Origin of the sequence: Streptomyces decoyicus, assembly GCF_019880305.1 — a bacterium.
In the GTDB taxonomy this organism is placed as follows: domain Bacteria; phylum Actinomycetota; class Actinomycetes; order Streptomycetales; family Streptomycetaceae; genus Streptomyces; species Streptomyces decoyicus.
Genome location: NZ_CP082301.1, coordinates 5,827,452 through 5,849,853 on the forward strand (window position 1 = coordinate 5,827,452; position 22,402 = coordinate 5,849,853).

At 70.7% G+C, this 22,402-nt stretch carries 21 protein-coding genes and 2 riboswitches; of the genes, 15 read left to right on the forward strand and 6 right to left on the reverse strand.

What is annotated here, in order from left to right; genetic code table 11:
- The first annotated feature begins 77 nt into the window (after positions 1-77).
- Together K7C20_RS25790 and K7C20_RS25795 are read left to right on the forward strand one after the other, a co-directional pair.
- On the forward strand, positions 78-842 hold the full coding sequence (locus K7C20_RS25790) for a response regulator transcription factor (protein WP_209443866.1): 765 nt from the start codon (positions 78-80) through the stop codon (positions 840-842).
- Position 843: 1 nt separating this feature from the next.
- Complete coding sequence (locus K7C20_RS25795; RefSeq protein WP_053208872.1) at positions 844-2,391, forward strand: sensor histidine kinase; 1,548 nt, start codon at positions 844-846, stop codon at positions 2,389-2,391.
- A gap of 162 nt (positions 2,392-2,553) precedes the next feature.
- On the opposite strand, the gene K7C20_RS25800 is transcribed toward K7C20_RS25795, so the two are convergent.
- Complete coding sequence (locus K7C20_RS25800) at positions 2,554-2,988, reverse strand: BlaI/MecI/CopY family transcriptional regulator (protein ID WP_048829542.1); 435 nt, start codon at positions 2,986-2,988, stop codon at positions 2,554-2,556.
- Positions 2,989-3,102: 114 nt separating this feature from the next.
- Here K7C20_RS25800 and K7C20_RS25805 point away from each other — a divergent pair, with 114 nt between their 5' ends.
- The 4 genes from K7C20_RS25805 to K7C20_RS25820 all read left to right on the forward strand — a co-directional run bounded on the left by K7C20_RS25805 (position 3,103) and on the right by K7C20_RS25820 (position 5,730).
- Positions 3,103-3,798: a DedA family protein gene (locus K7C20_RS25805; RefSeq protein ID WP_222892659.1), complete on the forward strand. Its 696-nt coding sequence runs from the start codon at positions 3,103-3,105 to the stop codon at positions 3,796-3,798.
- 89 nt (positions 3,799-3,887) lie between these two features.
- On the forward strand, positions 3,888-4,493 hold the full coding sequence (locus tag K7C20_RS25810) for a phosphatase PAP2 family protein (protein ID WP_030082295.1): 606 nt from the start codon (positions 3,888-3,890) through the stop codon (positions 4,491-4,493).
- Positions 4,490-5,245 carry a phosphatase PAP2 family protein gene (locus K7C20_RS25815; RefSeq protein WP_030082296.1) on the forward strand — a complete coding sequence of 252 codons (756 nt, stop codon included), beginning with the start codon at positions 4,490-4,492 and terminating at the stop codon, positions 5,243-5,245. The genes K7C20_RS25810 and K7C20_RS25815 overlap by 4 nt, the downstream gene beginning before the upstream one ends.
- 182 nt (positions 5,246-5,427) lie before the next feature.
- Entirely contained in the window at positions 5,428-5,730 is a 303-nt protein-coding gene (locus tag K7C20_RS25820) for a hypothetical protein (RefSeq protein ID WP_030082297.1), read from the forward strand.
- A gap of 97 nt (positions 5,731-5,827) precedes the next feature.
- Here K7C20_RS25820 and K7C20_RS25825 read toward each other — a convergent pair whose 3' ends face one another.
- The 4 genes from K7C20_RS25825 to gcvT form a co-directional block, all read right to left on the reverse strand.
- Positions 5,828-7,213 (reverse strand): L-serine ammonia-lyase, encoded by a 1,386-nt coding sequence (locus K7C20_RS25825; protein ID WP_030082298.1) that lies wholly within the window; start codon positions 7,211-7,213, stop codon positions 5,828-5,830.
- Positions 7,214-7,677: 464 nt separating this feature from the next.
- Complete coding sequence (glyA, locus tag K7C20_RS25830; RefSeq protein WP_030982104.1) at positions 7,678-8,937, reverse strand: serine hydroxymethyltransferase; 1,260 nt, start codon at positions 8,935-8,937, stop codon at positions 7,678-7,680.
- A 98-nt stretch (positions 8,938-9,035) separates the two neighbouring features.
- The gene (gene gcvH / locus K7C20_RS25835; protein ID WP_030082301.1) at positions 9,036-9,413 is read right to left on the reverse strand and encodes a glycine cleavage system protein GcvH; all 378 of its coding nucleotides are present in this window, start codon (positions 9,411-9,413) and stop codon (positions 9,036-9,038) included.
- Positions 9,414-9,539: 126 nt separating this feature from the next.
- Positions 9,540-10,667: a glycine cleavage system aminomethyltransferase GcvT gene (gene gcvT / locus K7C20_RS25840; protein WP_030082303.1), complete on the reverse strand. Its 1,128-nt coding sequence runs from the start codon at positions 10,665-10,667 to the stop codon at positions 9,540-9,542.
- Positions 10,668-10,700: 33 nt separating this feature from the next.
- Positions 10,701-10,818: riboswitch (glycine riboswitch) on the reverse strand.
- A riboswitch (glycine riboswitch) is annotated at positions 10,819-10,914 on the reverse strand.
- A 221-nt stretch (positions 10,915-11,135) separates the two neighbouring features.
- Here gcvT and K7C20_RS25845 point away from each other — a divergent pair.
- From K7C20_RS25845 to K7C20_RS25885, 9 genes are all read left to right on the forward strand, one after another.
- Positions 11,136-11,858 (forward strand): AAA family ATPase, encoded by a 723-nt coding sequence (locus K7C20_RS25845; protein ID WP_409351322.1) that lies wholly within the window; start codon positions 11,136-11,138, stop codon positions 11,856-11,858.
- A 92-nt stretch (positions 11,859-11,950) separates the two neighbouring features.
- Positions 11,951-12,748, forward strand: coding sequence for an enhanced serine sensitivity protein SseB (locus K7C20_RS25850; protein WP_030082307.1), 798 nt, complete (start codon positions 11,951-11,953; stop codon positions 12,746-12,748).
- Between the two features lie 61 nt (positions 12,749-12,809).
- Positions 12,810-13,610: an enhanced serine sensitivity protein SseB C-terminal domain-containing protein gene (locus K7C20_RS25855; RefSeq protein WP_053210474.1), complete on the forward strand. Its 801-nt coding sequence runs from the start codon at positions 12,810-12,812 to the stop codon at positions 13,608-13,610.
- A 414-nt stretch (positions 13,611-14,024) separates the two neighbouring features.
- Positions 14,025-15,023, forward strand: coding sequence for an ABC transporter permease (locus tag K7C20_RS25860; protein WP_030082311.1), 999 nt, complete (start codon positions 14,025-14,027; stop codon positions 15,021-15,023).
- 126 nt (positions 15,024-15,149) lie between these two features.
- Positions 15,150-16,901, forward strand: coding sequence for an ABC transporter substrate-binding protein (locus K7C20_RS25865; protein ID WP_030082313.1), 1,752 nt, complete (start codon positions 15,150-15,152; stop codon positions 16,899-16,901).
- Between the two features lie 76 nt (positions 16,902-16,977).
- The gene (locus tag K7C20_RS25870; protein ID WP_030082315.1) at positions 16,978-17,988 is read left to right on the forward strand and encodes an ABC transporter permease; all 1,011 of its coding nucleotides are present in this window, start codon (positions 16,978-16,980) and stop codon (positions 17,986-17,988) included.
- Complete coding sequence (locus K7C20_RS25875; RefSeq protein ID WP_030082317.1) at positions 17,985-19,091, forward strand: ABC transporter ATP-binding protein; 1,107 nt, start codon at positions 17,985-17,987, stop codon at positions 19,089-19,091. The genes K7C20_RS25870 and K7C20_RS25875 overlap by 4 nt, the downstream gene beginning before the upstream one ends.
- Positions 19,088-20,197 carry an ABC transporter ATP-binding protein gene (locus K7C20_RS25880; protein WP_030082319.1) on the forward strand — a complete coding sequence of 370 codons (1,110 nt, stop codon included), beginning with the start codon at positions 19,088-19,090 and terminating at the stop codon, positions 20,195-20,197. The genes K7C20_RS25875 and K7C20_RS25880 overlap by 4 nt, the downstream gene beginning before the upstream one ends.
- Before the next feature lie 107 nt (positions 20,198-20,304).
- Positions 20,305-21,714 (forward strand): M1 family metallopeptidase, encoded by a 1,410-nt coding sequence (locus K7C20_RS25885; RefSeq protein ID WP_053210473.1) that lies wholly within the window; start codon positions 20,305-20,307, stop codon positions 21,712-21,714.
- Positions 21,715-21,737: 23 nt separating this feature from the next.
- Here the strand turns inward: K7C20_RS25885 and K7C20_RS25890 are convergent, their stop codons facing one another.
- Positions 21,738-22,373 carry a trimeric intracellular cation channel family protein gene (locus K7C20_RS25890; RefSeq protein WP_030082321.1) on the reverse strand — a complete coding sequence of 212 codons (636 nt, stop codon included), beginning with the start codon at positions 22,371-22,373 and terminating at the stop codon, positions 21,738-21,740.
- Positions 22,374-22,402: the final 29 nt, after the last annotated feature.

The window sequence follows — 22,402 nt, forward strand, 5'->3', positions numbered from 1 at the left end:
GTGAGATCCGGGTAAGAAAGCCCCCGCCGGACCGGCTGCCCGCCGCCGCACCTCCGGGCCCTTGGCAGACTTGCCGGGTGACCCATTCCGTGCTGCTCGCCGAGGACGACCGCCCCATCCGCACCGCGCTGGAGCGTGCCCTGACGCTGGAGGGGTACCAGGTCACCGCTGTTGCCGACGGCATTCAGGCACTGGCCGCCGCGCACCGTGAGCGGCCCGATGTGATCCTGCTGGACGTGATGATGCCGGGGATCGACGGGCTCCAGGTGTGCCAGGTGCTGCGGGCCGAGCAGGACCGCACCCCGATCCTGATGCTCACCGCCCGGGTCGAGACGGCCGACCGGATCGCCGGTCTGGATGCCGGGGCGGACGACTACGTGGTCAAACCGTTCGAGGTCGAGGAGGTCTTCGCCCGGCTGCGGGCGCTGCTGCGGCGGACGACGGCGGGATCGGTGCCGGAGGACGGCGGCGCGGCTGCCGGTTCCGGCGGCGACGGGAACGAGGCGGCCGAGGGGCCGTACGACCCCAGGGTGGCGGACAGCGGTGTCGTCGAGGCGGCGGATCTGCGGATCGACGGTCCCTCGCGCCGCGCCTGGCGCGGAGAGCGGGAGCTGGAGCTGACCCGGACCGAATTCGAGCTGCTGGAGCTGCTGGCCCGCAACGCCGGGATCGTCCTGGACCATTCGACGATCTACGACCGCATCTGGGGCTACGACTTCGGGCCCGGCTCGAAGAACCTCGCGGTGTATGTGGGCTATCTGCGGCGCAAGGTCGACGTCCCGGGCAGCCGCCCGCTGATCCACACGGTGCGCGGCGTCGGTTACGTGCTGCGGGAGGACTGAGATGTCAGGCCCCCGCGACCGCACCGGGACCGGTCCCGGCACCCGTCCCGGCCGTCGGCTGCGCGCCCGGCTGCGGAGCCGGCTGCGCTCCTGGCGGAGCGGCGGGTCGGCCGCCTGGCTGCGCACCCGTAAGCCCGCCAGCCTGCGCACCGCGTTCGCGGTGGCGTTCGCGGCGGGGGCCGCTGCGGTGACCCTGCTCGTCGGATTCCTCAGCTACGACGCGGCGGCCCGGCTGGTACGGGTCGACGAGAAGTCGGTGTTCTCGCAGGTCGTACGGGATCTGCGCAGCCAGGTCCAGGAGAAGCAGTTCGTGCCGGCCGACTACACGAGCGCCGACCCCGACCACGACGGGCCGCGCGACGACCTCACCCGGCCCACCCGTACCGAGGTGCAGATCCTGGGCACCGGCGGCCGGATCGTGGAGCCGGGGCGCCCGGCCCTCCCGGTCGGTGCCGCGGAACGCCGTATTGCCACCGACGCGCAGGCCGGCCGCGATACGGAGCGGGAGGCGGACATCGGCGACGAGGAGTACCACGTCGCGACGGTGGCGCTCGGCGGCGGCCACGGTGCGGTGCAGGTCGCGCAGAAGTTCAGCGAGACCGAGGATCTGCTCTCCGCGCTCCAGCAGCGCACCGCCCTGCTGGCCGGCGGGGTCATCGCGCTGTCCGGTGCGGGCGGCTGGTGGCTGGCGCGCCGGATCACCGGCCGGCTGGTGCGGCTGACCTCGGTCGCCGAGAAGGTGGCGGAGCACGGGCGGCTGGACGTGCCGGTACCGGTGGCGGGGCGGGACGAGGTCGCCCGGCTCGGGCGGGCCTTCGACGACATGCTCGGCCGGCTGGCCAGCGCCGTCCAGGACCAGCAGCGCCTCGTCCAGGACGCCGGCCACGAGCTGCGCACCCCGCTGACCTCGCTCCGGACGAACATCTCGCTGCTCAAGCGCTTCGACGAGCTGCCCCCGGACGCCCGCGACGAGCTGCTGGCCGATCTGGCGGGGGAGGCCCGTGAACTGAGCGATCTCGTCAACGAGCTGGTGGATCTGGCGGCCGGACAGCGCGACGACGACCCGCTCTCCGACGTGAGCCTGGCCGATGTCGCGGAGAAGGCGGCGGCTTCGGCCCGCCGCCGCACCGGCCGCGAGATCACCGTCCGGACCATCCGCCCTGCGGTGGTGGAGGGCCGGTCCGCCGCGCTGCACCGTGCGCTCACCAATCTGCTGGAGAACGCCGCCAAGTTCGACGCGGGCGGCACGGAGCCGATCGAGGTCCTCGTCACCGGCGCCCGCATCGAGGTCCTCGACCGCGGCCCCGGTATCACGGACGCCGACCTCGCCCGGGTCTTCGACCGCTTCTACCGGGCCGCGACGGCCCGCGGTCTGCCCGGCTCCGGCCTCGGCCTCGCCATCGTCCGCGAGATCGCCACCGCCCATGGCGGCCATGCCTTCGCCACCCGCCGTCCGGGCGGCGGCGCCACCCTGGGCTTCACGGTCGGAACGGGAAAGGACGACGGTCCGGGAGCCCGGCCCGCCACGGGGGCCGGGCCGGGCGCGTAGCACGGGGCGCCTGCCCTTCCCGACGGGCGCCTGCCCCTCCCGACGAACGACCGCGACGCGGTCAGCAGCCAGGCCGCGGCGCGCGGTGGCAGCGACTGCGCCGGCCGGCGGGCGGCCGGTACCGCGAGCAGCGGCATCAGCAGGGAATCCGAACGGCGAAGATCACGCCCCGGCCCCGGCCCCGGGGCCGGGCCGCTGGCCGGTTCCCGTTCCCTCGGGGGCGCCGCCCTCCGCGCCCGCCAGAAGGGACCGCAGTACCTGCTCGTCCTCACTGGTCAGCTGCGAGACGAAGCGGGCGAGCGCGGTGCCGCGGTCGTCCTGCTTGTCGAGCTCGCTGCGCATCCGCCGGGCGGTCAGCCCCGCGGAGTCCTGTATCGGCGAGTACGCGAACCCGCGGCCGGCCCGGGAGCGGGAGACCGCTCCCTTGTCGTGCAGCCGGGTCAGGATCGTGGTGACGGTGGTGCGCGCGAGCCGGCCGCCCAGCGCGCTCTGGACCTCGGCGGGGCTCAGCGGCCCCCCGGCCGCCCAGAGCGCCGCGAGCACGCTCGCCTCCAGCTCGCCTGAGGGGCGCCGCTGCACGGGTGATGTCTCCGACATGGAACGCCCCTTGACCTCTTCGTCGTCTACAGTTCAGTAGACCGTCTACGTAACTGTAGTCGGTCGGGGCGGCCGGAAGCCGGCCCGCAACCCATTATGTAAGGGGCCGCCGACATGTCTGCCGCCGCCGCATTTCCGCAGGTGACAGCGGTCAACCAGGCCGTGAACGTGCTCGACGCCGGGTCGCTGCTGGCCGCGTTCGGCGCGCTGGGCGTCGCCGTCGTGCTCTTCGCCGAGACGGGGCTGCTGGTGGGTTTCTTCCTGCCCGGCGACTCGCTGCTGTTCACCGCCGGTCTGCTGTGCGCCCCGGGCACCGGCGGCGGGGCCCACCTCGCGCTGCCGCAGGTGCTCACGGCCGCTGCCGTCGGGGCGCTCGCCGGCTCCCAGGTCGGATTCTGGATCGGCCGGCGCGGCGGCCGCGCCCTGCTGGCCCGCAGCCGCGCCCGCCGGCTGCACGAGGGCGCCGCCCGCGCCGAGGCGCTCCTCGCCCGCTACGGCCACGCCAAGGCCCTCGTCCTGGCCCGCTTCGTCCCCGTCGTGCGCACCGTGCTGAACCCGCTGGCCGGCGCCCTGGGCGTGCCCGCCCGCACCTTCGCCCTCTGGCAGATCGCCGGCGGCCTGCTCTGGACCCTCGGCCTCACCCTCGCCGGCTACGCCCTGGGCTCGTCCGTACCGAACGTCGACCGCTATCTGCTGCCGCTGGTCGCCCTGGTGGTGCTGGTCTCGCTGGCCCCGCTCGCCGTCGAACTGCTCCGCTCCCGCAGGCGCCCGCACCAGGCGCCCGACCCCACCCCGCCGCCCGGCGCCTGAACCACCGGCCCCCTCCGCACCACCGCCCCCTCCGCAGCACCGCCCCGGCCGCCGAGCCGCCGAGCATCCGAGCCGCCAAGGAGAACCCCGTGACCCACCTCGCCTTCGGGGGAGCCTCGATCGACGGCGGCCTGTATACCCGGATCACCTGGCTCGCCCGGCACACCCCGCACGAGCTCAACACCCTCATCACGTACGCCACCGACTACGGCCTCGCCCTCTTCGCCTTCCTGATGCTGACCGGCTGGTGGCGGGCGCGGACCCGCGACTCCGGCACCATGGCGACCGCGCTGGCCACCCCCGTCGTCGTGGTCACCGCCTTTCTCGTCAACGACCTCGCCAAGAGCCTCTTCGGCGAACCACGTCCCTGCCGGACGCTCCACGCCGTCACCATCGAGGTCTGTCCCGGGCCCGGCGACTGGTCCTTCCCCAGCAACCACTCCGCCCTCGTGGCGGCGGCCGCGGTCGCCCTGCTGCTGTGCGACCGGCAGCTGGGCCGGATCGCCGTACCGGCCGCGCTCCTGATGGCGGCCTCACGCGTCTGGGTCGGCGCCCACTACCCGCACGACGTCGCCGCCGGCCTGATCGTCGGCGCCCTCGTCGCCCGGGGACTCACCCCGCTCGCCCGCCGCGCGGCCCCCGCCGTCGACCGGATCCGCGCCACCCGGCTGCGCCCGCTGGTGGCCGCACGGTGACGGCGTCCGAGCCGGGACCGGGCCCGCGGCCGCGGCCGTCACGGCCGGGCTCGGAGCCGGTTTCGCGCGCCGGGCCGCGGCGGCGCCCCCGTACGGCCCCGCTTCTCGTCCTCGCCGCGGTCTGCGCCGCGCTCTTCGCCGCCCTGGCGGTCACCGTGTCCGTACGGCACGGAGCCCCGGTCGCTCCCGAACGGGCGGCCCTCCGCTGGGCCGCCGCCCACCACGGGGAGCCGCTGCGCTCCATGGCCGGTGCGCTGACCGCCACCGGAACCGGGCCGGTCCCCTATCTGCTGGCAGTACTCGCCGGCCTGCTGGCCGGCCGGGACGCGGCGGGCCGGCTCCGCGCGGTGATCTGCACCCTCGTCGTGCTCGCCGTCGGCCAGGCGATCCGTTACGGCCTGATGGAGCTGCTAGCCCGCCCCCGCCCGCCCGCCGTCGACTGGGCCGGGCGCGCCTCCGGCTACGCGTTCCCCTCCGGCCATGCCACCACCTCGGCGCTGGCGGCCGGAATCCTGGCCTGGGGCATCGCCCAACGGGCCCGGCCTTCCGTCGCCCGCACCTGGTACGTGGTGCTCGCCCTCTGGGCCGTCGGAGTCGGCCTCACCCGTGTCGCCCTGCGCCTCCACTGGCCCGGCGATGTCCTCGGGGGCTGGCTCCTGGCGGCGACCCTGCTGGCCCTCGCACTGCTCCTGGAGCCGTTCGCCTTCCCCCGCCGGGGCCGCTCCCGATGCGGGCCGGCGAGAGCCCCATAGTGCCCATCCCCGCATATGCGCATTCCCATGAACAGCTGACGATCGGATCAGGTCTTCCCCAAGGCGGGCATGGACGCGTCCCGCGCCGAGCAGCACTGTCCTGAGGTGCCGTGACGACGGGAGCGATTCGGCCACCGGCGCCGCTCACGGCACGTACCGCCGCACCACCAGGGGGACCACCGATGAACCAGCCGCTCGACGCTTCACCGCCGCGCCCGTCAGCCGACGGGACCGCCGCGCCCGCCCCCCGCCGCTGCGCGGCCGCCGCCGCCAAGGACCCGACCCCCTGCGAGGGGCCGCGGGAGGCCGCCACTCTCGTCGACCGCCAGGGCAGGGAGGTCGCCGGCTGCGTCCACCACTGCGCCCGTCTGCTGGCCGGCCTCGAAGGCGCCCGCGTCCACCCCTTCGTCCCCACGAGCCAGGCCCTGGAGATCTACTCGCGGGCCCGCGAACTCCCGCCCTTCGCCTGGGAGATCGGCAGATAGCCCGGACCGGCGGTCCCGCCTGCCCGTGCACCCGGCCCGACGGCTCACTCCCGGCGGGCGGAGGGCGCCCTTCCGGACATCGCCCTCCGCCCCTTCCTCAGCACTCGATGATGTTGACGGCCAGACCGCCCCGCGCCGTCTCCTTGTACTTGACGCTCATGTCGGCGCCGGTGTCCTTCATGGTCTTGATGACCTTGTCGAGGGAGACATGGTGGCGGCCGTCGCCGCGCAGGGCCATGCGGGCGGCGGTGACGGCCTTGACGGCGGCCATGCCGTTGCGCTCGATGCAGGGGATCTGCACGAGGCCGCCGACGGGGTCGCAGGTCAGGCCGAGGTTGTGTTCCATGCCGATCTCGGCGGCGTTCTCGACCTGCTCGGGCGAGCCGCCCAGGACCTCGGCGAGGCCGCCGGCGGCCATCGAGCAGGCGGAGCCCACCTCGCCCTGGCAGCCGACCTCGGCGCCGGAGATGGAGGCGTTCTCCTTGAAGAGCATGCCGATCGCACCGGCCGCGAGCAGGAAGCGGACGATGCCGTCCTCGTCGGCGCCGGGCACGAAGTTGATGTAGTAGTGCAGGACGGCGGGGATGATGCCGGCCGCGCCGTTGGTGGGTGCGGTCACCACGCGCCCGCCCGCGGCGTTCTCCTCGTTCACGGCCATCGCGTAGAGGGTGGTCCACTCCATGGCGTGGGCGGTGGCGTCGCCCTCCGAGCGCAGCTGGCGGGCGGAGTGGGCGGCGCGGCGGCGGACCTTGAGGCCGCCCGGCAGGATGCCCTCGCGGGACATGCCGCGGGTGACGCAGGCCTGCATGACCTGCCAGATCTCCAGCAGTCCGGCGCGGATCTCGTCCTCGGTGCGCCAGGCCTTCTCGTTCTCCAGCATGAGGGCGGAGATGGACAGGCCGGTGTCGTGGGAGAGGCGCAGGAGTTCGTCGCCGGTGCGGAAGGGGTGGGTCAGGGCGGTGTCGTCGGGGACGATCGGGTTCTCGCCGGCCACCGCGTCCTCGTCGATGACGAAGCCGCCGCCGACCGAGTAGTAGGTCTTCTCCAGCAGGGGCGCGCCGGCGGCGTCATAGGCGAAGAGCGTCATGCCGTTGGCGTGGTAGGGCAGGGCGCGGCGGCGGTGGAGGATGAGTTCGGTGGCTTCGTCGAAGTCGATCTCATGGGTGGTGCCTATTTCCGCCCCGAGCAGGCGCAGGCGCTTGGTGGTGCGGATGCGCTCGACCTCGTCGTCGGCGGATTCGACGTCCACGGTGCGGGGGGAGTGGCCTTCGAGGCCGAGGAGGACGGCCTTGGGGGTGCCGTGGCCGTGGCCGGTGGCGCCCAGGGAGCCGAAGAGTTCGGCGCGGACGCTGACCGTCTGGGCGAGCAGGCCGTCCTTCTTGAGGCGTCCGACGAACATCCGGGCGGCGCGCATCGGGCCGACGGTGTGGGAGCTGGAGGGGCCGATGCCGATGGAGAAGAGGTCGAAGACGGAGATGGCCACGGAGGCTGACTCCCTTGTCTGCTCGTGGTGGACGGTGGAGCAATGGGGCAGGAGGTACGTTTCTGCGCCGTTGTTCGAGCGTAACGCGGACCCGGTCGGCTGCCGCCGGACGGAAACCGTCGGGTTCCCGGCGCCGCGGGTAACGCTCGGTGCCGGTGTGGATACGGCGCCGGGGCGGTGCCGGGCGGCGCACGGGTCCCGGCCTGTCGAGGAGGCCGGTCCGGCTCTGATCCGCCGGAGCGGGGCCCGGCCGCAAGGCCGCCTCCCCGTGGAAGGTCTGCTGCCCTCCGCCGCGTCGGCCATGCACGGGCGACCACACCGGAGTGCGCCGTGACGGCGCGGAAGCGGGGAGAAGAACGGGCACGCGGACAGCGAGCCCGGGACCGGGCGCCCCGGGCTCACCGGCTCGTTCCCTTCCTGGCCGCCGGTCGCCGACGGCCAGGAAGGTCACTGCATGAGACGTGTCACAGGGACGGGTACAGCGGGAACTTGTCCGCGAGCGCCGTGACGCGGGCCTTGAGGGCTTCGGCGTCATAGGCGGGCTTGAGGGCCTGGGCGATGATGTCGGCGACCTCGCGGAAGTCCTCGGCCTGGAAGCCGCGGGTGGCCAGCGCGGGGGTGCCGATGCGCAGGCCGGAGGTGACCATCGGGGGCCGGGGGTCGTTCGGGATGGCGTTGCGGTTGACGGTGATGCCGACCTCGTGGAGGCGGTCCTCGGCCTGCTGCCCGTCGAGCTCGCTGTTGCGCAGGTCGACCAGGACCAGGTGCACGTCGGTGCCGCCGGACAGCACGGACACGCCGACCTCGGTCACGTCGGGCTGGATGAGGCGCTCGGCGAGGATGCGGGCGCCGTCCAGGGTGCGCTGCTGGCGCTCCTTGAAGTCGTCGGACGCCGCGACCTTGAAGGACACCGCCTTCGCCGCGATGACGTGCTCCAGGGGGCCGCCCTGCTGACCCGGGAAGACCGCCGAGTTGATCTTCTTGGCGAGTTCCTGGGTGGAGAGGATCACGCCGCCGCGCGGACCGCCGAGGGTCTTGTGCGTGGTGGTGGTGACGACGTGGGCGTGCGGCACGGGGGAGGGGTGCAGACCCGCGGCGACCAGGCCGGCGAAGTGCGCCATGTCGACCATCAGGTAGGCGCCGACCTCGTCCGCGATCCGGCGGAACTCGGCGAAGTCGAGCTGGCGCGGGTAGGCGGACCAGCCGGCGACGATCAGCTTCGGGCGGTGCTCCTTGGCGAGGCGCTCGACCTCTTCCATGTCGACCAGGTTCGACTTCTCGTCGACGTGGTAGGGCACCACGTTGTAGAGCTTGCCGGAGAAGTTGATCTTCATGCCGTGGGTGAGGTGGCCGCCGTGGGCGAGGTTGAGGCCCAGGATGGTGTCGCCCGGCTTGATGAGGGCGAACATGGCGGCGGCGTTGGCCTGTGCGCCGGAGTGCGGCTGGACGTTGGCGGCCTCGGCGCCGAAGAGCGCCTTGATGCGGTCGATGGCGATCTGTTCGACGACGTCGACGTGCTCGCAGCCGCCGTAGTAGCGGCGGCCGGGGTAGCCCTCGGCGTACTTGTTGGTGAGGACGGAGCCCTGGGCCTCCATGACGGCGACGGGGGCGAAGTTCTCCGACGCGATCATTTCGAGGGTGGACTGCTGGCGGTGGAGTTCGGCGTCGACGGCGGCGGCGACGTCGGGGTCGAGCTCATGGAGGGAGCTGTTCAGAAGCGACATGAGTCTTTCCTGGGGAGTCAGGGGCGCGAGGGGGTCCCCTGGGCGGAGTCCGGGGGAGCTGTCACGCGGGCGGTGGCGGTCGGGGGGAGCCGGGTGGCTCAGCCGGTGATGAAGGCGGCGTACTCGTCGGCCGAGAGCAGTTCGCCCGGCTCGCCGCTGATCTTCACCTTGAACAGCCAACCGCCCTCGAACGGGGCGGAGTTCACCAGCGAGGGGTCGTTGACGACATCCTCGTTGATCTCGGTGATCTCACCGTCGACGGGCGAGTAGAGATCGCTGACCGACTTGGTCGACTCCAGCTCGCCGCAGGTCTCGCCCGCCGCGACCGTGGCACCGACCTCGGGGAGCTGCACGTAGACGACGTCGCCGAGCGCGTTGGCCGCGTGCTCGGTGATGCCGACCGTCGAGACGCCTTCCTCGGCGCCCGACAGCCACTCGTGCTCCTTGCTGTAGCGCAGCTGCTGGGGGTTGCTCATGGCTCGATTCTCCTGTACGCGAGGGTGTGATCGTGAAGGGGGTCGCCCCTGGCACGGCCAGGGGGAGGGTCTTGCACAGTGAGACGCGCGGGCGCACCGCTGCCCGGGTCCGCCGCGGATGGACCGTTACTTCTGCCGCTTGTAGAACGGCAGAGCGGTGACCTCGTACGGCTCATGGCTTCCACGGATGTCCACACAGACACCCTCGGTACCCGGTGTGGCGTAGGCGGCGTCGACATAGGCGATGGCGATCGGCTTGCCGAGCGTCGGGGACGGCGCCCCGGACGTGACCTCACCGATGACCGTGCCGTCGGCCGTGACGACGGGGTACCCGGCACGCGGGACCCGGCGGCCCCCGGCGACCAGGCCGACCAGCTTGCGAGGCGGCTGGGTCTCGGCGCGCCCGGCGGCCGCCGCCAGCGCGTCGCGGCCCACGAAGTCACCGCCGTTGGAGGTCTTCTCGAACTTCACGACCCGGCCCAGGCCCGCGTCGAACGGTGTCGTCGCGGTGGTCAGCTCATGCCCGTACAGCGGCATACCGGCCTCCAGACGCAGCGTGTCGCGGCAGGACAGACCGCAGGGCACCAGACCGGCGTCCTTGCCCGCCTCGGTGAGCGCCTCCCAGAGGGCGACCGCGTCGGCCGGCCGGACGAACAGCTCGAAGCCGTCCTCACCGGTGTATCCGGTACGGGCGATCAGTGCCTCGACACCGGCGACCGTGCCGGGCAGTCCCGCGTAGTACTTGAGCCCGTCCAGATCGGCGTCGGTGAGCGCCTTGAGGATCGCGGGGGACTCCGGGCCCTGCACCGCGAGCAGTGCGTAGGCGTCGCGGTCGTCGCGGATCGCGGCGTCGAAGCCGCCCGCGCGCGCGGTGAGCGCGTCCAGCACCACCTGGGCGTTGGAGGCGTTGGCGACGACCATGTACTCCTGGTCGGCCAGGCGGTAGACGATCAGGTCGTCGAGGATGCCGCCCTCGGCCTCGCAGATCATGGTGTAGCGGGCGCGGCCGGTCTTGACGCCGCCGATGTTGCCGACCAGGGCGTAGTCGAGGAGGTCGGCCGCCTGCGGGCCGGTGACGGTGATCTCGCCCATGTGGGAGAGGTCGAAGAGGCCGGCGCGGGTGCGGACGGCGACATGTTCGTCACGCTCGCTGCTGTAGCGGAGCGGCATGTCCCAGCCGGCGAAGTCGGTCATGGTGGCACCGAGCGCGCGATGGGTGGCGTCCAGGGCGGTACGGCGGGGGGCATCTGTCATGGTTCTGGGCTCCCAGGCATGGGTGACAAGACGTTCTCCCCATCTGTCATCGGAACCTGAGAGGTTCACCGGGATCGCGCGAACGGACCCGGTTTGCACCTTGGGTGGAGCCGCCCCGTAGGCCGGGCAGTGGCTCGCTTTTCAGATCTGCCTCGCCCGCGCGGTATAGGGGCCTGAGAGATTCAAGGGAGGACTTGCTCCTTCGGCGCCCCGCCATGGCGGCCGGGGACTCTCCCGCGCGGGTTCAAGCGGCCGGTATGGAGTTGGCCGTGCACGAGTAGCTGCGCTGGTGCACGTGGCGGCCACATCATTGCACGGGATCGCCGGATACAGGAGTCCCGGCCGCCGCCCGGCCCGTGACATGGGCAGATCGGACAATCTCCTTGATGGGCATTACCTTTTCTTGACACTCTGCGGGTAGGGGACGGACTCGAACCGGAGCAGAACCGGACGGGGAGGACGATCACGGTGCACAGCGAAGCGGCATGGGGGGCCACTTCCGGGGTCGCGCCCCCGGACGTCGTGCCGGCGGCGCCGCCCGTCGCGGCCCGGACCGGGCGGCCGCCGCGGCCCGTGGTCCGGCCGGGGCGCGGTGCCGAGATCGTGGACCTCCGGGGCGGGGGACGGGCGCGGGGCGCCGCCGAGCTGCGGTTTCCGGCCGGTGACCTGGTGGTGGTCTCCGGGCTGCCGGGCAGCGGCAAGAGCACCCTCATGCACCGTGTCGTGCCGCCGCTGGACGCGCACGGCGCCGCGGTGCACCGCATCGATTCGCAGGACGTCCGGGAGCGCTGGGCACGGGGCAGACTGCGCCGGCTGCCGTACGCCCTCTACCGCCCGCTGGTCCGGGCCGCCCACTATCTGACGCTGCACCGTGCGCTGCGCTCCGGCGAGAGCGTGGTGGTGCACGACTGCGGCACCCTGGCGTGGGTGCGCCGCTGGATCGCGCGGTCCGCGGCGCGCGGCGGCCGCGGGCTGCGTCTGGTGCTGCTCGATGTGGCGCCCGAGGTGGCGCTGTCCGGCCAGGAGTCCCGGGGCCGCGGGGTGTCGGGGTACGCCTTCGCGCGGCACCGCGGGGCGGTGGGCCGGCTGGTCGGCGCGGCGGAGTCGGGCCGGCTGCCGAAGGGGTTCAGCTCGGCGGTACTGCTCGACCGGCGGGCGGCGAGCGCCCTGGACACGGTCAGCTTCGACTGAGCGGACCCGCACCCCGCCCCCCGGGTTCCCCCTCCCGCCTTCTCGTCTAGGGTCTTTGGCCAGATGGCGCGGTTTGGAACGGGTGGATACGCATGACATTTCCGGAGCAGGGGATACCGCAGCTGGCGTGGCCGGCGAACGAGCTCGAAGAGGTGCTGGCCGCGTCGGTCGGGCACCCGGAGGCCGGTGGCCGGATCGTCGAGGTACTGGGCCGCAGCCGGGTGTGGGTGCCGCTGCCCAACGGCGGCGGGCCGGAGAGCGCGGGCCCCGGCGCCCGCGGCCTCGATCTGCCCACGGTCGAACTCGGCGGTGCGGCCTATGTCCCGGTCTACAGCTCCGAGCAGGAGTTCCTGCGGGTGGTCGGCTCGCACCTGTCCTTCACCGTCGCCCCGGCCCGGGAGTTCGCCCGCGGGCTGCCGCCGCACATCGGCATCGCGGTCAACCCCGACGGCGCGATAGGCGTTCCGCTGCCGCCGCCCGCGGTGGCCGAACTGTGCCGGGAGGGGCGCCATGAGCCGGCCGGCCTGCCGAGCGGCGGCCGGGTGCGGCTCTTCGAGCCGGACTGGCAGGACGAACCGGTGGATTTCCTGGCCGCCGCCGGACTGGAGTTCTCCGGCGCCGGAATTGTCCTGACTGCCCGGCGTGCCCTGGCAAGCGTCGAGGGCGACACGCCCGCACTGTTCGTCGGAGTGCAGATCGGGGCGGAGGTCACCGCACTGCACGACGGCACTGCCCGCGAGGCGGTACTGTCAGCCCTCGGACGTGCGCTCGGCGCAGTACCGCTGCCCTGGCCCGTACAGCTCGTCATGCTCGACCTCGCCCAGGGTGACCCGGTCGCCGACTGGATGCTGGAGCGTGTGCGGCCCTTCTACTCTCGGGACCACTCGTAAGCTGGTTGGATGACGGGCGGGCGCACCCACACGTGCCCTGCTGACAGAAGGGACGGACCACGTGAGCGCGGGTGCGCATCAAGGGCCGGCGGCGGCCGGACAGCTGGAGCAGCTGCTCCAGCAGGTCGCGCCCGGCCGTTACGACGCCTACGAGGCACTGCTGCACGCGCTCGCCGCGAGCCAGGTCTGGATGCTGCTCTGGCACGGCCGGGCCGGAATGCCCGATGCGCAGTACGGAAACATGGAGGTCGAGGGCCTCGGCTATGCGCCGTGTGTGACCTCGGCGCCCGAGCTCGCCGCCTCCGGCTGGAACCGTGACCACGAAGTCGTCACCGGCCCGGAGATCGCCGCCTCGCTCTTCCCCGACCGCTGGGGCCTGTGGCTGAATCCGCATGCCCCCGGCGGCGGTGTCGGCATCCCCTGGCTGGATCTGCGCCGTATCGCCGGTGGTCTGGACCGGCTGCCCGCCGGTCCGCTGCGGATCTCCGAACCGGTCATCGACATCCCGCAGTTCTATGCGCTGCTGGCCCAGAACGCCCATCGGACGCCCGCCGTGCGGTCGCTGCGCCGGGCCTGGGTGCAGCCCGCGCTCGGTGCCCCGTATCTGGCGATCGGTCTGGATCTGTACGACACCGGCCAACAAGCGGTGGATTCGGTACGGTTGATGATCCAGCAGTCGATCGGCGCGGTTCCGGACGGTCTGCCCGTCTCCACCGTCGCGATGAACGACGAGTACGACCCGGTCGGCATGTGGATGCGGGCCTCCGCGCGCCCCTTCTTTGACCGTGACGGCTACGTCCAGGCGCCGGGCCAGCCGGCCCCCGCGCCGTCGTACGGCTACGGCTACCCGCGCGCTTACTGACAGCCTGTCTCCGACGTCCGACCGTGCCGGCCGGGCGTCGGGCCTGTGGTGAATTCACCCTGTATGCCCGGCGGTTGAGGCCCCCTCCCGCTGGTGATCGCCCCGCTCAGCCCGAACTGTTGTCCGTATAACGGAATGCCGTGGAGCACATCACAGTTGCGCATCCTTTCCCCGTCAGGACTGGTGACTGATCGCGAAAGGGATGAAGACTCCGGAAACAACAGGGCCTCGGCCCTTTGTACGAGCGTCATCCCGTACGGCGTCGCGCGAGCCTCTGATCTCCATAGTGCGAACTTCCGCGATGTCCGCAGCACTTGCACCACTTGCACCGACTTGCACCAGTGATGTGAACCAGGCCGCTATCCGCGGCGGGCAGGGGCCGGCCACCGTCGGCCGAGAGGGGTCAAAGGCACTGTGACCGCACCGATCGAGACCACCGGGGCGGCTGCTGAGGCGCAGCCGGAAGCGGTGCTGAAGGGCGTCGAAGGAAAGCAGATCGAGGGGCGTTCGCTCGGTCAGATCGCATGGTTGCGCTTCCGGCGGGACAAGGTTGCGGTGGCCGGTGCCATCGTTGTCATCCTGCTCATCGTCGTCGCCGCGCTCTCCCGTCCGATCCAGTCCCTGCTGGGGCTGGACCCGAACAGTCCCAACCAGTCGCTGATCGATCCCAACACCACGCTCCCCAAGGGCGACATGGGCGGCATGAGCGGCGACCATCCCCTGGGTGTGGACCCGAAGTTCGGCCGTGATCTGCTCGCCCGGATCCTGGAGGGCTCCTGGGTGTCGCTGATCGTCGCGTTCGGCGCGACCCTGCTGTCGGTCGCCATCGGCACCGTCCTCGGTGTGGTCGCCGGCTTCTACCGCGGGCGGGTGGACTCCCTCATCAGCCGGATGATGGATGTCTTCCTGGCCTTCCCGCTGCTGCTCTTCGCCATCGCGATCTCCGCATCGCTCCAGGGCGGCGCCTTCGGCCTGGAGGGCCTGCCGCTGCACATCTCGGTGCTGATCTTCGTGATCGGCTTCTTCAACTGGCCCTACATGGGCCGGATCGTGCGTGCGCAGACGCTGTCGCTGCGCGAGCGGGAATTCGTGGACGCCGCCCGCGGCATGGGTGCGCGCGGGCCCTTCATCCTCTTCCGGGAGCTGCTGCCCAACCTGGTGGGGCCGATCATCGTCTACTCGACGCTGCTGATCCCCTCCAACATCCTCTTCGAGGCCGCGCTGAGCTTCCTGGGCGTCGGCATCCAGCCGCCCCAGGCGTCCTGGGGCGGCATGCTCAACCAGGCGGTCAAGTACTACGAGGTCGACCCCCAGTACATGATCGTTCCTGGCCTCGCGATCTTCGTCACCGTGCTCGCGTTCAACCTGCTCGGTGACGGACTGAGGGACGCGCTGGACCCGCGCAGCCGCTGACGGCGCTCCCGGCGCTCTCCCAGACGTCCCAACTGCGTTACCGCGTTACAGAGTTACTGCGTTACTTGCGTTGCTTGTGTTTCTGGTTTCTGCGTTTCTCGACGAACGAAGGGGACACCGACCATCATGCGAAGGTCAGTTCCGGTCGCGGCTGTCGCGGCCATCACCAGTGCGGGCCTTTTGCTGGCCGGCTGTAGCGGGGGCAAGGGCTCCTCGGAGGGCTCGGGCGAGGCGAACGCCGCCACCAAGGGCATCGTCAACGCCTCGGACGAGAAGGGCGGCACGCTCACCTACGCGATCAGCGACGCCCCCGAGTCGTTCGACCCGGGCAACACGTACTACGCCTTCATCTACAACTTCAGCCGGCTCTACGCCCGCCCGCTCACCACCTTCAAGCCGGGCCCCGGCACCAAGGGCAACGAGCTGGTACCGGACCTCGCCGAGTCGATGGGCAAGCCCAGCGACGGTGGCAAGACCTGGACGTACAAGCTCCGCAAGGGCGTCAAGTACGACGACGGTTCCACGGTCACCTCGCAGGACGTCAAGTACGCCGTCGAGCGCAGCAACTTCGCGCGTGACACCCTCTCGCTGGGCCCGAACTACTTCCAGCAGTTCCTCAAGGACAACGACGGCGGCTACAAGGGTCCCTACAAGGACAAGAGCAAGGCCGGTCTGAAGTCCATCGAGACCCCGGACGAGCAGACGATCGTCTTCCACCTCAAGAAGCCGTTCGCCGAGTTCGACTACCTGGTGAGTGCCCCGCAGACCGCCCCGGTCCCGCAGGCCAAGGACAAGGGCGCGGACTACACCAAGTCCGTGCTGTCCACCGGTTCCTACAAGTTCGAGAGCTACCAGGAGGGCAAGAAGCTCACCCTGGTCCGCAACCCGCAGTGGTCCGCGAAGACCGACCCGCTGCGCAAGCAGCTGCCGGACAAGATCGTCCTGAACCTGAAGGTCGCCCAGTCGACCATCGACAAGGACCTCCAGTCCGGCAACACCCTGGTGGACCTGGCCGGCCGCGGTGTCGACGGGCAGACGCAGGCCCAGCTCCTGACGGACTCCAAGGCGAAGGGCAACACCGACAACACTCTCGGCCAGCGCCTCGTCTACACGGCGCTGAACACCAAGGTGAAGCCGTTCGACAACATCGAGTGCCGTAAGGCCGTCGAGTACGCCATCGACAAGAAGGCCGTACAGACCTCGCTCGGCGGCCCGATACGCGGTGAGCTGGCCTCCACGGTCCTGCCGACCGACATCGACGGCTACCAGAAGTACGACCTGTACCCGCAGAAGTACGACGGCGACAAGCTGGACCTGACCGAGGCCAAGAAGCACTGGGCCAAGTGCGGCGCGGGCAAGACCACGACCACGATCCTGGCCCGCAACGACCGCCAGGACGAGGTCGACGCGGCCACCACGGTCATCGACTCGCTGAAGAAGATCGGCGTCACCGCCAAGATCCAGTCCTACCCGACCAGCAAGTACTTCTCGGACTACGCCGGTGTGCCGAAGTTCAACAAGAAGAACAACGTCGGCATGATCATGATGCAGTGGGGCTCGGACTTCCCGACCGGCTACGGCTACCTCCAGCAGATCCTGAACGGCAAGGCGATCAGCCAGTCCGGTAACACCAACCTGTCGGAGCTGGACGACCCGGAGATCAACAAGCTGCTCGAAAGCGCCATCGCCAACACCGACAAGGCGGCCCGCGAGAAGGCATACGCCGAGATCGACAAGAAGACGATGGAGCAGGCGGCGCTGGTCCCGCTCACCTACTTCAAGGTCCTGATGTACCGCTCGCCCAAGGCCACCAACCTGGTGTCCACCTCGGCCTTCAGCGGTCAGTACGACTACCTCAACATCGGCGTCAAGAAGTAGCAGCCCTGGAAGGCAGGTGAAGGCATTGGTGTCCGCGGGCCGGTGAACCGGCTCGCGGCGCCGACGCCGCATCCCCGTGTTCTCGTACATCATCCGCAGGTTGATCAGCGCAGTGATCCTGCTGCTGATCGTCAGCGCGGTCACTTTCGGCATCTTCTTCCTGCTGCCGAAGCTGGCCGGGCAGAGCACCGACCAGCTTGCCCAGCAGTACATCGGAAAGGCCCCCACGGCCGCGGACATCGCCGCGGTCAAGAAGAATCTCGGCCTGGACAAGCCCGTGTACGAGCAGTACTGGGACTTCCTCAAGGGCATTTTCGTCGGCGTCGACTACAAATTCGGTCCCGAAGTCGCCAAGTGCCATGTGCCGTGCTTCGGTTACTCCTTCAAAACCCATATCGAGGTCTGGCCGGAGATCCAGTCCCGGCTTCCGGTGACCCTCTCCCTGGCCGCCGGCGCGGCCGTGCTGTGGGTCGTCTCCGGTGTCGCCACCGGCGTGCTCTCCGCGCTGCGCCCCGGCTCGCTCTTCGACCGGATGGCCATGGGCGTCGCCCTGGCCGGCGTCTCCCTCCCGATGTTCTTCACGGGGGCCCTGGCACTGGCGCTGTTCACCTACCAGTGGCCGATCTTCGAGCGCAGCGACTACATCTATCTGACCGACGACCCGTTCGGCTGGGCGCGGACCCTGGTCCTGCCCTGGGTCACCCTGGCCTTCCTCTACTCCGCGCTCTACGCCCGGCTCACCAGAGCGGGCATGCTGGAGACGCTGAGCGAGGACTACATCCGTACGGCCCGCGCCAAGGGCCTGCGCGAGCGCAAGGTGGTCGTACGGCACGGTCTGCGGGCCGCGCTCACCCCGATCATCACCGTCTTCGGCATGGACCTGGGCCTGCTGCTCGGCGGCGCGCTGATCACCGAACAGGTCTTCTCACTCAAGGGAGTCGGTGCCTTCGCCGTCGAGGCGATCAACGCCAACGACCTCCCGAACATCCTCGGCGTCACCCTGCTCGCCGCGTTCTTCATCGTCATATGCAATCTGGTGGTGGATGTGCTGTACGCCGCCGTCGACCCGCGGGTGAGGCTCTCGTGACCGACTCCTCCGAGGACAAGACCGAGGCCGTCGTGGGCGCGCCCACCGCGGCCGGCTCCCGGCCCTCTTCCGCCTTCCTCGAAGTGCGGGACCTGAAGGTGCACTTCAACACCGACGACGGGCTCGTGAAGTCCGTCGACGGGCTGAACTTCACCCTGGAGAAGGGCAAGACGCTCGGCATCGTCGGCGAGTCCGGCTCCGGCAAGTCCGTGACCTCGCTCGCCGTGATGGGCCTGCACCGTGCCTCGCGCCAGCAGCGCAGCAAGGTGAACATGTCCGGCGAGATCTGGCTGGACGGCAAGGAGCTGGTCTCCGCCGAACCGGACGAGGTGCGCCGGCTGCGCGGCCGCGAGATGGCGATGATCTTCCAGGATCCGCTGTCCGCCCTGCACCCCTTCTACTCGGTCGGCGCCCAGATCGTGGAGGCCTACCGCGTCCACAACGACGTGGACAAGAAGACCGCGCGCAAGCGGGCGGTCGAGATGCTCGACCGGGTCGGCATCCCGCAGCCCGACAAGCGGGTGGACGACCATCCGCACCAGTTCTCCGGCGGTATGCGCCAGCGCGCCATGATCGCGATGGCGCTGGTCAACAACCCGGAGCTGCTGATCGCGGACGAGCCGACCACCGCACTGGACGTCACCGTCCAGGCGCAGATCCTGGACCTGATCCGCGATCTCCAGAAGGAGTTCGGCTCGGCGGTCATCATCATCACCCACGACCTCGGTGTGGTCGCCGAGCTCGCCGACGACCTGCTGGTGATGTACGGCGGGCGGTGCATCGAGCGCGGCCCGGCCGACAAGGTCTTCTACGAGCCCCAGCACCCCTACACCTGGGGTCTGCTCGGCTCCATGCCGCGTATCGACCGTGACCAGACGGACCGGCTGATCCCCGTCAAGGGATCCCCGCCCAGCCTGATCAACGTCCCGTCCGGCTGCGCCTTCAACCCCCGTTGCCCGTACGCGGATGTGCCCAAGGACAACCTCACCCGTACGGTCCGTCCCGAACTGCGCCAGGCCGGCGGCGGGCACTTCTCCGCCTGCCATATGTCGCAGGAGGAGCGGGAGCGTATCTGGACCGAAGAGATTGCGCCGAAGCTGTGACCGAGACGACTGACGACCAGAACAAGAAGATTCCGCTCCAGAAGACGGCCGCCCCGGCGGACCGTTCCGCGGAGTCCTCCTCCGACGCCGAGCCGCTGCTGAAGGTCCGCGGTCTGGTCCGGCACTTCCCGATCACCAAGGGCCTGCTCAAGCGGCAGGTCGGGGCGGTGCAGGCGGTCGACGGCATCGACTTCGACGTACGGCCCGGGGAGACGCTCGGCGTCGTCGGCGAGTCCGGCTGCGGCAAGTCGACGATGGGCCGGCTGATCACCCGCCTCGACGAGCCGACCGGCGGCTCCATCGAGTTCCAGGGCCAGGACATCACCCATCTGTCCTCGGGCAGGCTGCGGCCGATGCGCCGGGACGTCCAGATGATCTTCCAGGACCCGTACGGTTCGCTGAACCCGCGGCACACCATCGGCGGCATCGTCTCCACCCCCTTCCGCCTCCAGGGCGTCGAGCCCGAGGGCGGGGTGAAGAAGGAGGTGCAGCGGCTGCTGGAGCTGGTGGGCCTGAGCCCGGAGCACTACAACCGCTATCCGCACGAGTTCTCCGGCGGCCAGCGGCAGCGCATCGGCATCGCCCGTGCGCTGGCGCTCAAGCCCAAGCTGGTGGTCGCCGACGAGCCGGTCTCCGCGCTGGACGTGTCGATCCAGGCCCAGGTCGTCAACCTCATGGACGACCTCCAGGAGGAGCTGGGCCTGACGTACGTCATCATCGCCCACGACCTGTCCGTCATCCGGCACGTGTCGGACCGGATCGCGGTGATGTACCTCGGCAAGATCGTGGAGTTGAGCGACCGCAAGGCGCTCTACGAGTCGCCGATGCACCCGTACACCAAGGCGCTGCTGTCCGCCGTGCCGGTGCCCGACCCCAAGCGGCGCACCCAGCGCGACCGGATCCTGCTCAAGGGCGATGTGCCCTCGCCGATCAACCCGCCCTCCGGCTGCCGGTTCCGTACCCGCTGCTGGAAGGCGACCGAGGTGTGCGCCACCACCGAGCCGCCGCTGGTCGCGCTGCGGACCGGACACCAGGTGGCCTGCCACCACCCGGAGAACGCGGAAGGCGCGGATCCGGCGGCCGGTGCGGCGGCAACCGGCAAGTAACACTTGGGACTTGGCAAAGTCCTGGGTGAAAAGCGGCGGGAGAGTGCAGAGTCAGCACGGTTGTTCGATCTTGAGACGAACTTCATCCGTGTCCGAAGGGATGGCTCATGGCACTCTCCCGTTCCGCACGTCGCACCTCCCGCTGGCTCGCGCTGGCCACCGCGGTGGCCTCGGCCGCCACGATCGCCGCCGCGCCCGGTGCCTCCCCCGGCGCCCCGGGCATCGGTGACCCGTACTTCCCCGAGCTGGGCAACGGCGGCTTCGACGCCCTGCACTACGACCTCGGCGTCAGCTATCACCCCGGCAGCGGCCGCCTCGACGGCCGCACCACGCTCGCGGCCAGGGCCACCCAGAATCTCTCCGCCTTCGACCTCGACCTCCAGAAGCTGACGGTCGACTCGGTCCGGGTGAACGGCCGGCGGGCGCACTTCGCCAGATCCGGCGACGAGATCTCCGTACGGCCCGACTTCCCGTTGCGACGCGGCAGAAAGTTCACCGTCACCGTCACCTACCACGGCGTCCCCAAGCCGCTGAGCGGCCCGATAGTCTTCGGCTCCGACTACGGCTGGATGAAGACCAAGGACGGTGTCTTCGTCGCCTGCGAGCCGAACGCCGCCTCGACGTGGTTCCCCTCCAGCGACCACCCCGGTGACAAGGCCACCTACGACATCCGCATCGACGCCCCCAAGGGCCTGACCGGTGTCTCCAACGGCCGGCTGGTCAACTCCGGGGAGGCGCACGGCCGCTCGTACGCCCACTGGCGCGAGCGCCGCCCGATGGCGACGTATCTGGCCACCGCCACCATCGGCAAGTTCGATGTCCGTACGGGTACCACACCCGGCGGCACACCCATCTATGTCGCCACGGACCCGACCCTGCCGACCGGCAACGTCGACGTCTACGGCGTCACCGCCGAGGCCACCGACTACTGGTCGAAGGTCTTCGGCCCGTACCCCTTCGAGGAGACCGGGGCGATCGTCGACGACATGCCGCAGGCCGGCTTCTCGCTGGAGGTGCAGTCCAAGCCCGCCTACTCGGCCGTGCGCAACGAGACGACCATCGTCCACGAGCTGGCCCACCAGTGGTTCGGCGACTCGGTCTCGGTCAGGCAGTGGAAGAACATCTGGCTCAACGAGGGCTTCGCCAGCTATGCGCAGTGGCTGTGGGCCGAGCACAAGGGCACCCTGAGCGCCCATGACGCCTTCCGCAAGGCGTACGACGCCAGGCCGGCGGGCGATGCCTTCTGGAAGGTGAAGGTCGCCGATCCGCAGCGGGACACCATGTTCGCCCAGGCGGTCTACACCCGGGGCGCGATGACGCTCCAGACGCTGCGCGAGCGGATCGGCGACAAGGCGTTCTTCAAACTGCTGCCGGCCTGGACCTCCGCACACCGCTACGGCAACGCGGACACCGCCCAGTTCATCGCGCTCGCCGAGAAGATCTCCGGGCAGCAGCTCGACGATCTCTTCGCCGCCTGGCTGAACACGGACAGCAAGCCGCCGCTGCCGGGCAACTAGGGCCTCGGGCGGCTGCGCGACCGTCAGTCGGTGTCCTGCTGCGCTCGGCAGTCGCGCAGCTGCTGCGGCCGCGGCAGATGCAGCCCGAGGTAGACGGCCCCCATCCGCAGGCCGAACACCACCCCCGCCGAGATCGCCGCGGCGGGGGTGGCGCCGGTGCCGAGGTGATGCAGCAGCAGATAGCAGCAGCCGCCGGCCAGCGCGGCGATCGCATAGACGTCCTCGCGCAGCAGCAGCGGGGGGAACTCCCCGCACAGCACATCGCGGATGACCTCGCCGGCGACTCCGGTCAGCACCGCCAGGATGATCACGGCGAGCGGGGTGGCGCCGGCGTCGATGGCGGCGCGGGCGCCGATCACCGTGACGACGGACAGCCCGATCGCGTCGACCACCAGCAGCGATTTGTGCGGCAGCTGCCAGAACCGCAGATAGGCCATGGTGCCGACGCCGACACAGATGATCACGGTCAGCAGCACCCAGTCGTGCGTCCAGTACAGCGGCTGCCGGTTGAGGATGAGATCGCGCAGCGTGCCGCCGGAGATGGATGCGGCGAAGGCGAGCACCAGGCCGCCGAACGGGTCCATGTTGGCGCGATAGGCGGCCAGCACCCCGCTCGCGGCGAAGGCGGCCACGCCGACCAGGTAGAGCACGTGAAGCATGGCGCACATCATCGCAGGCGCGGAAGGAG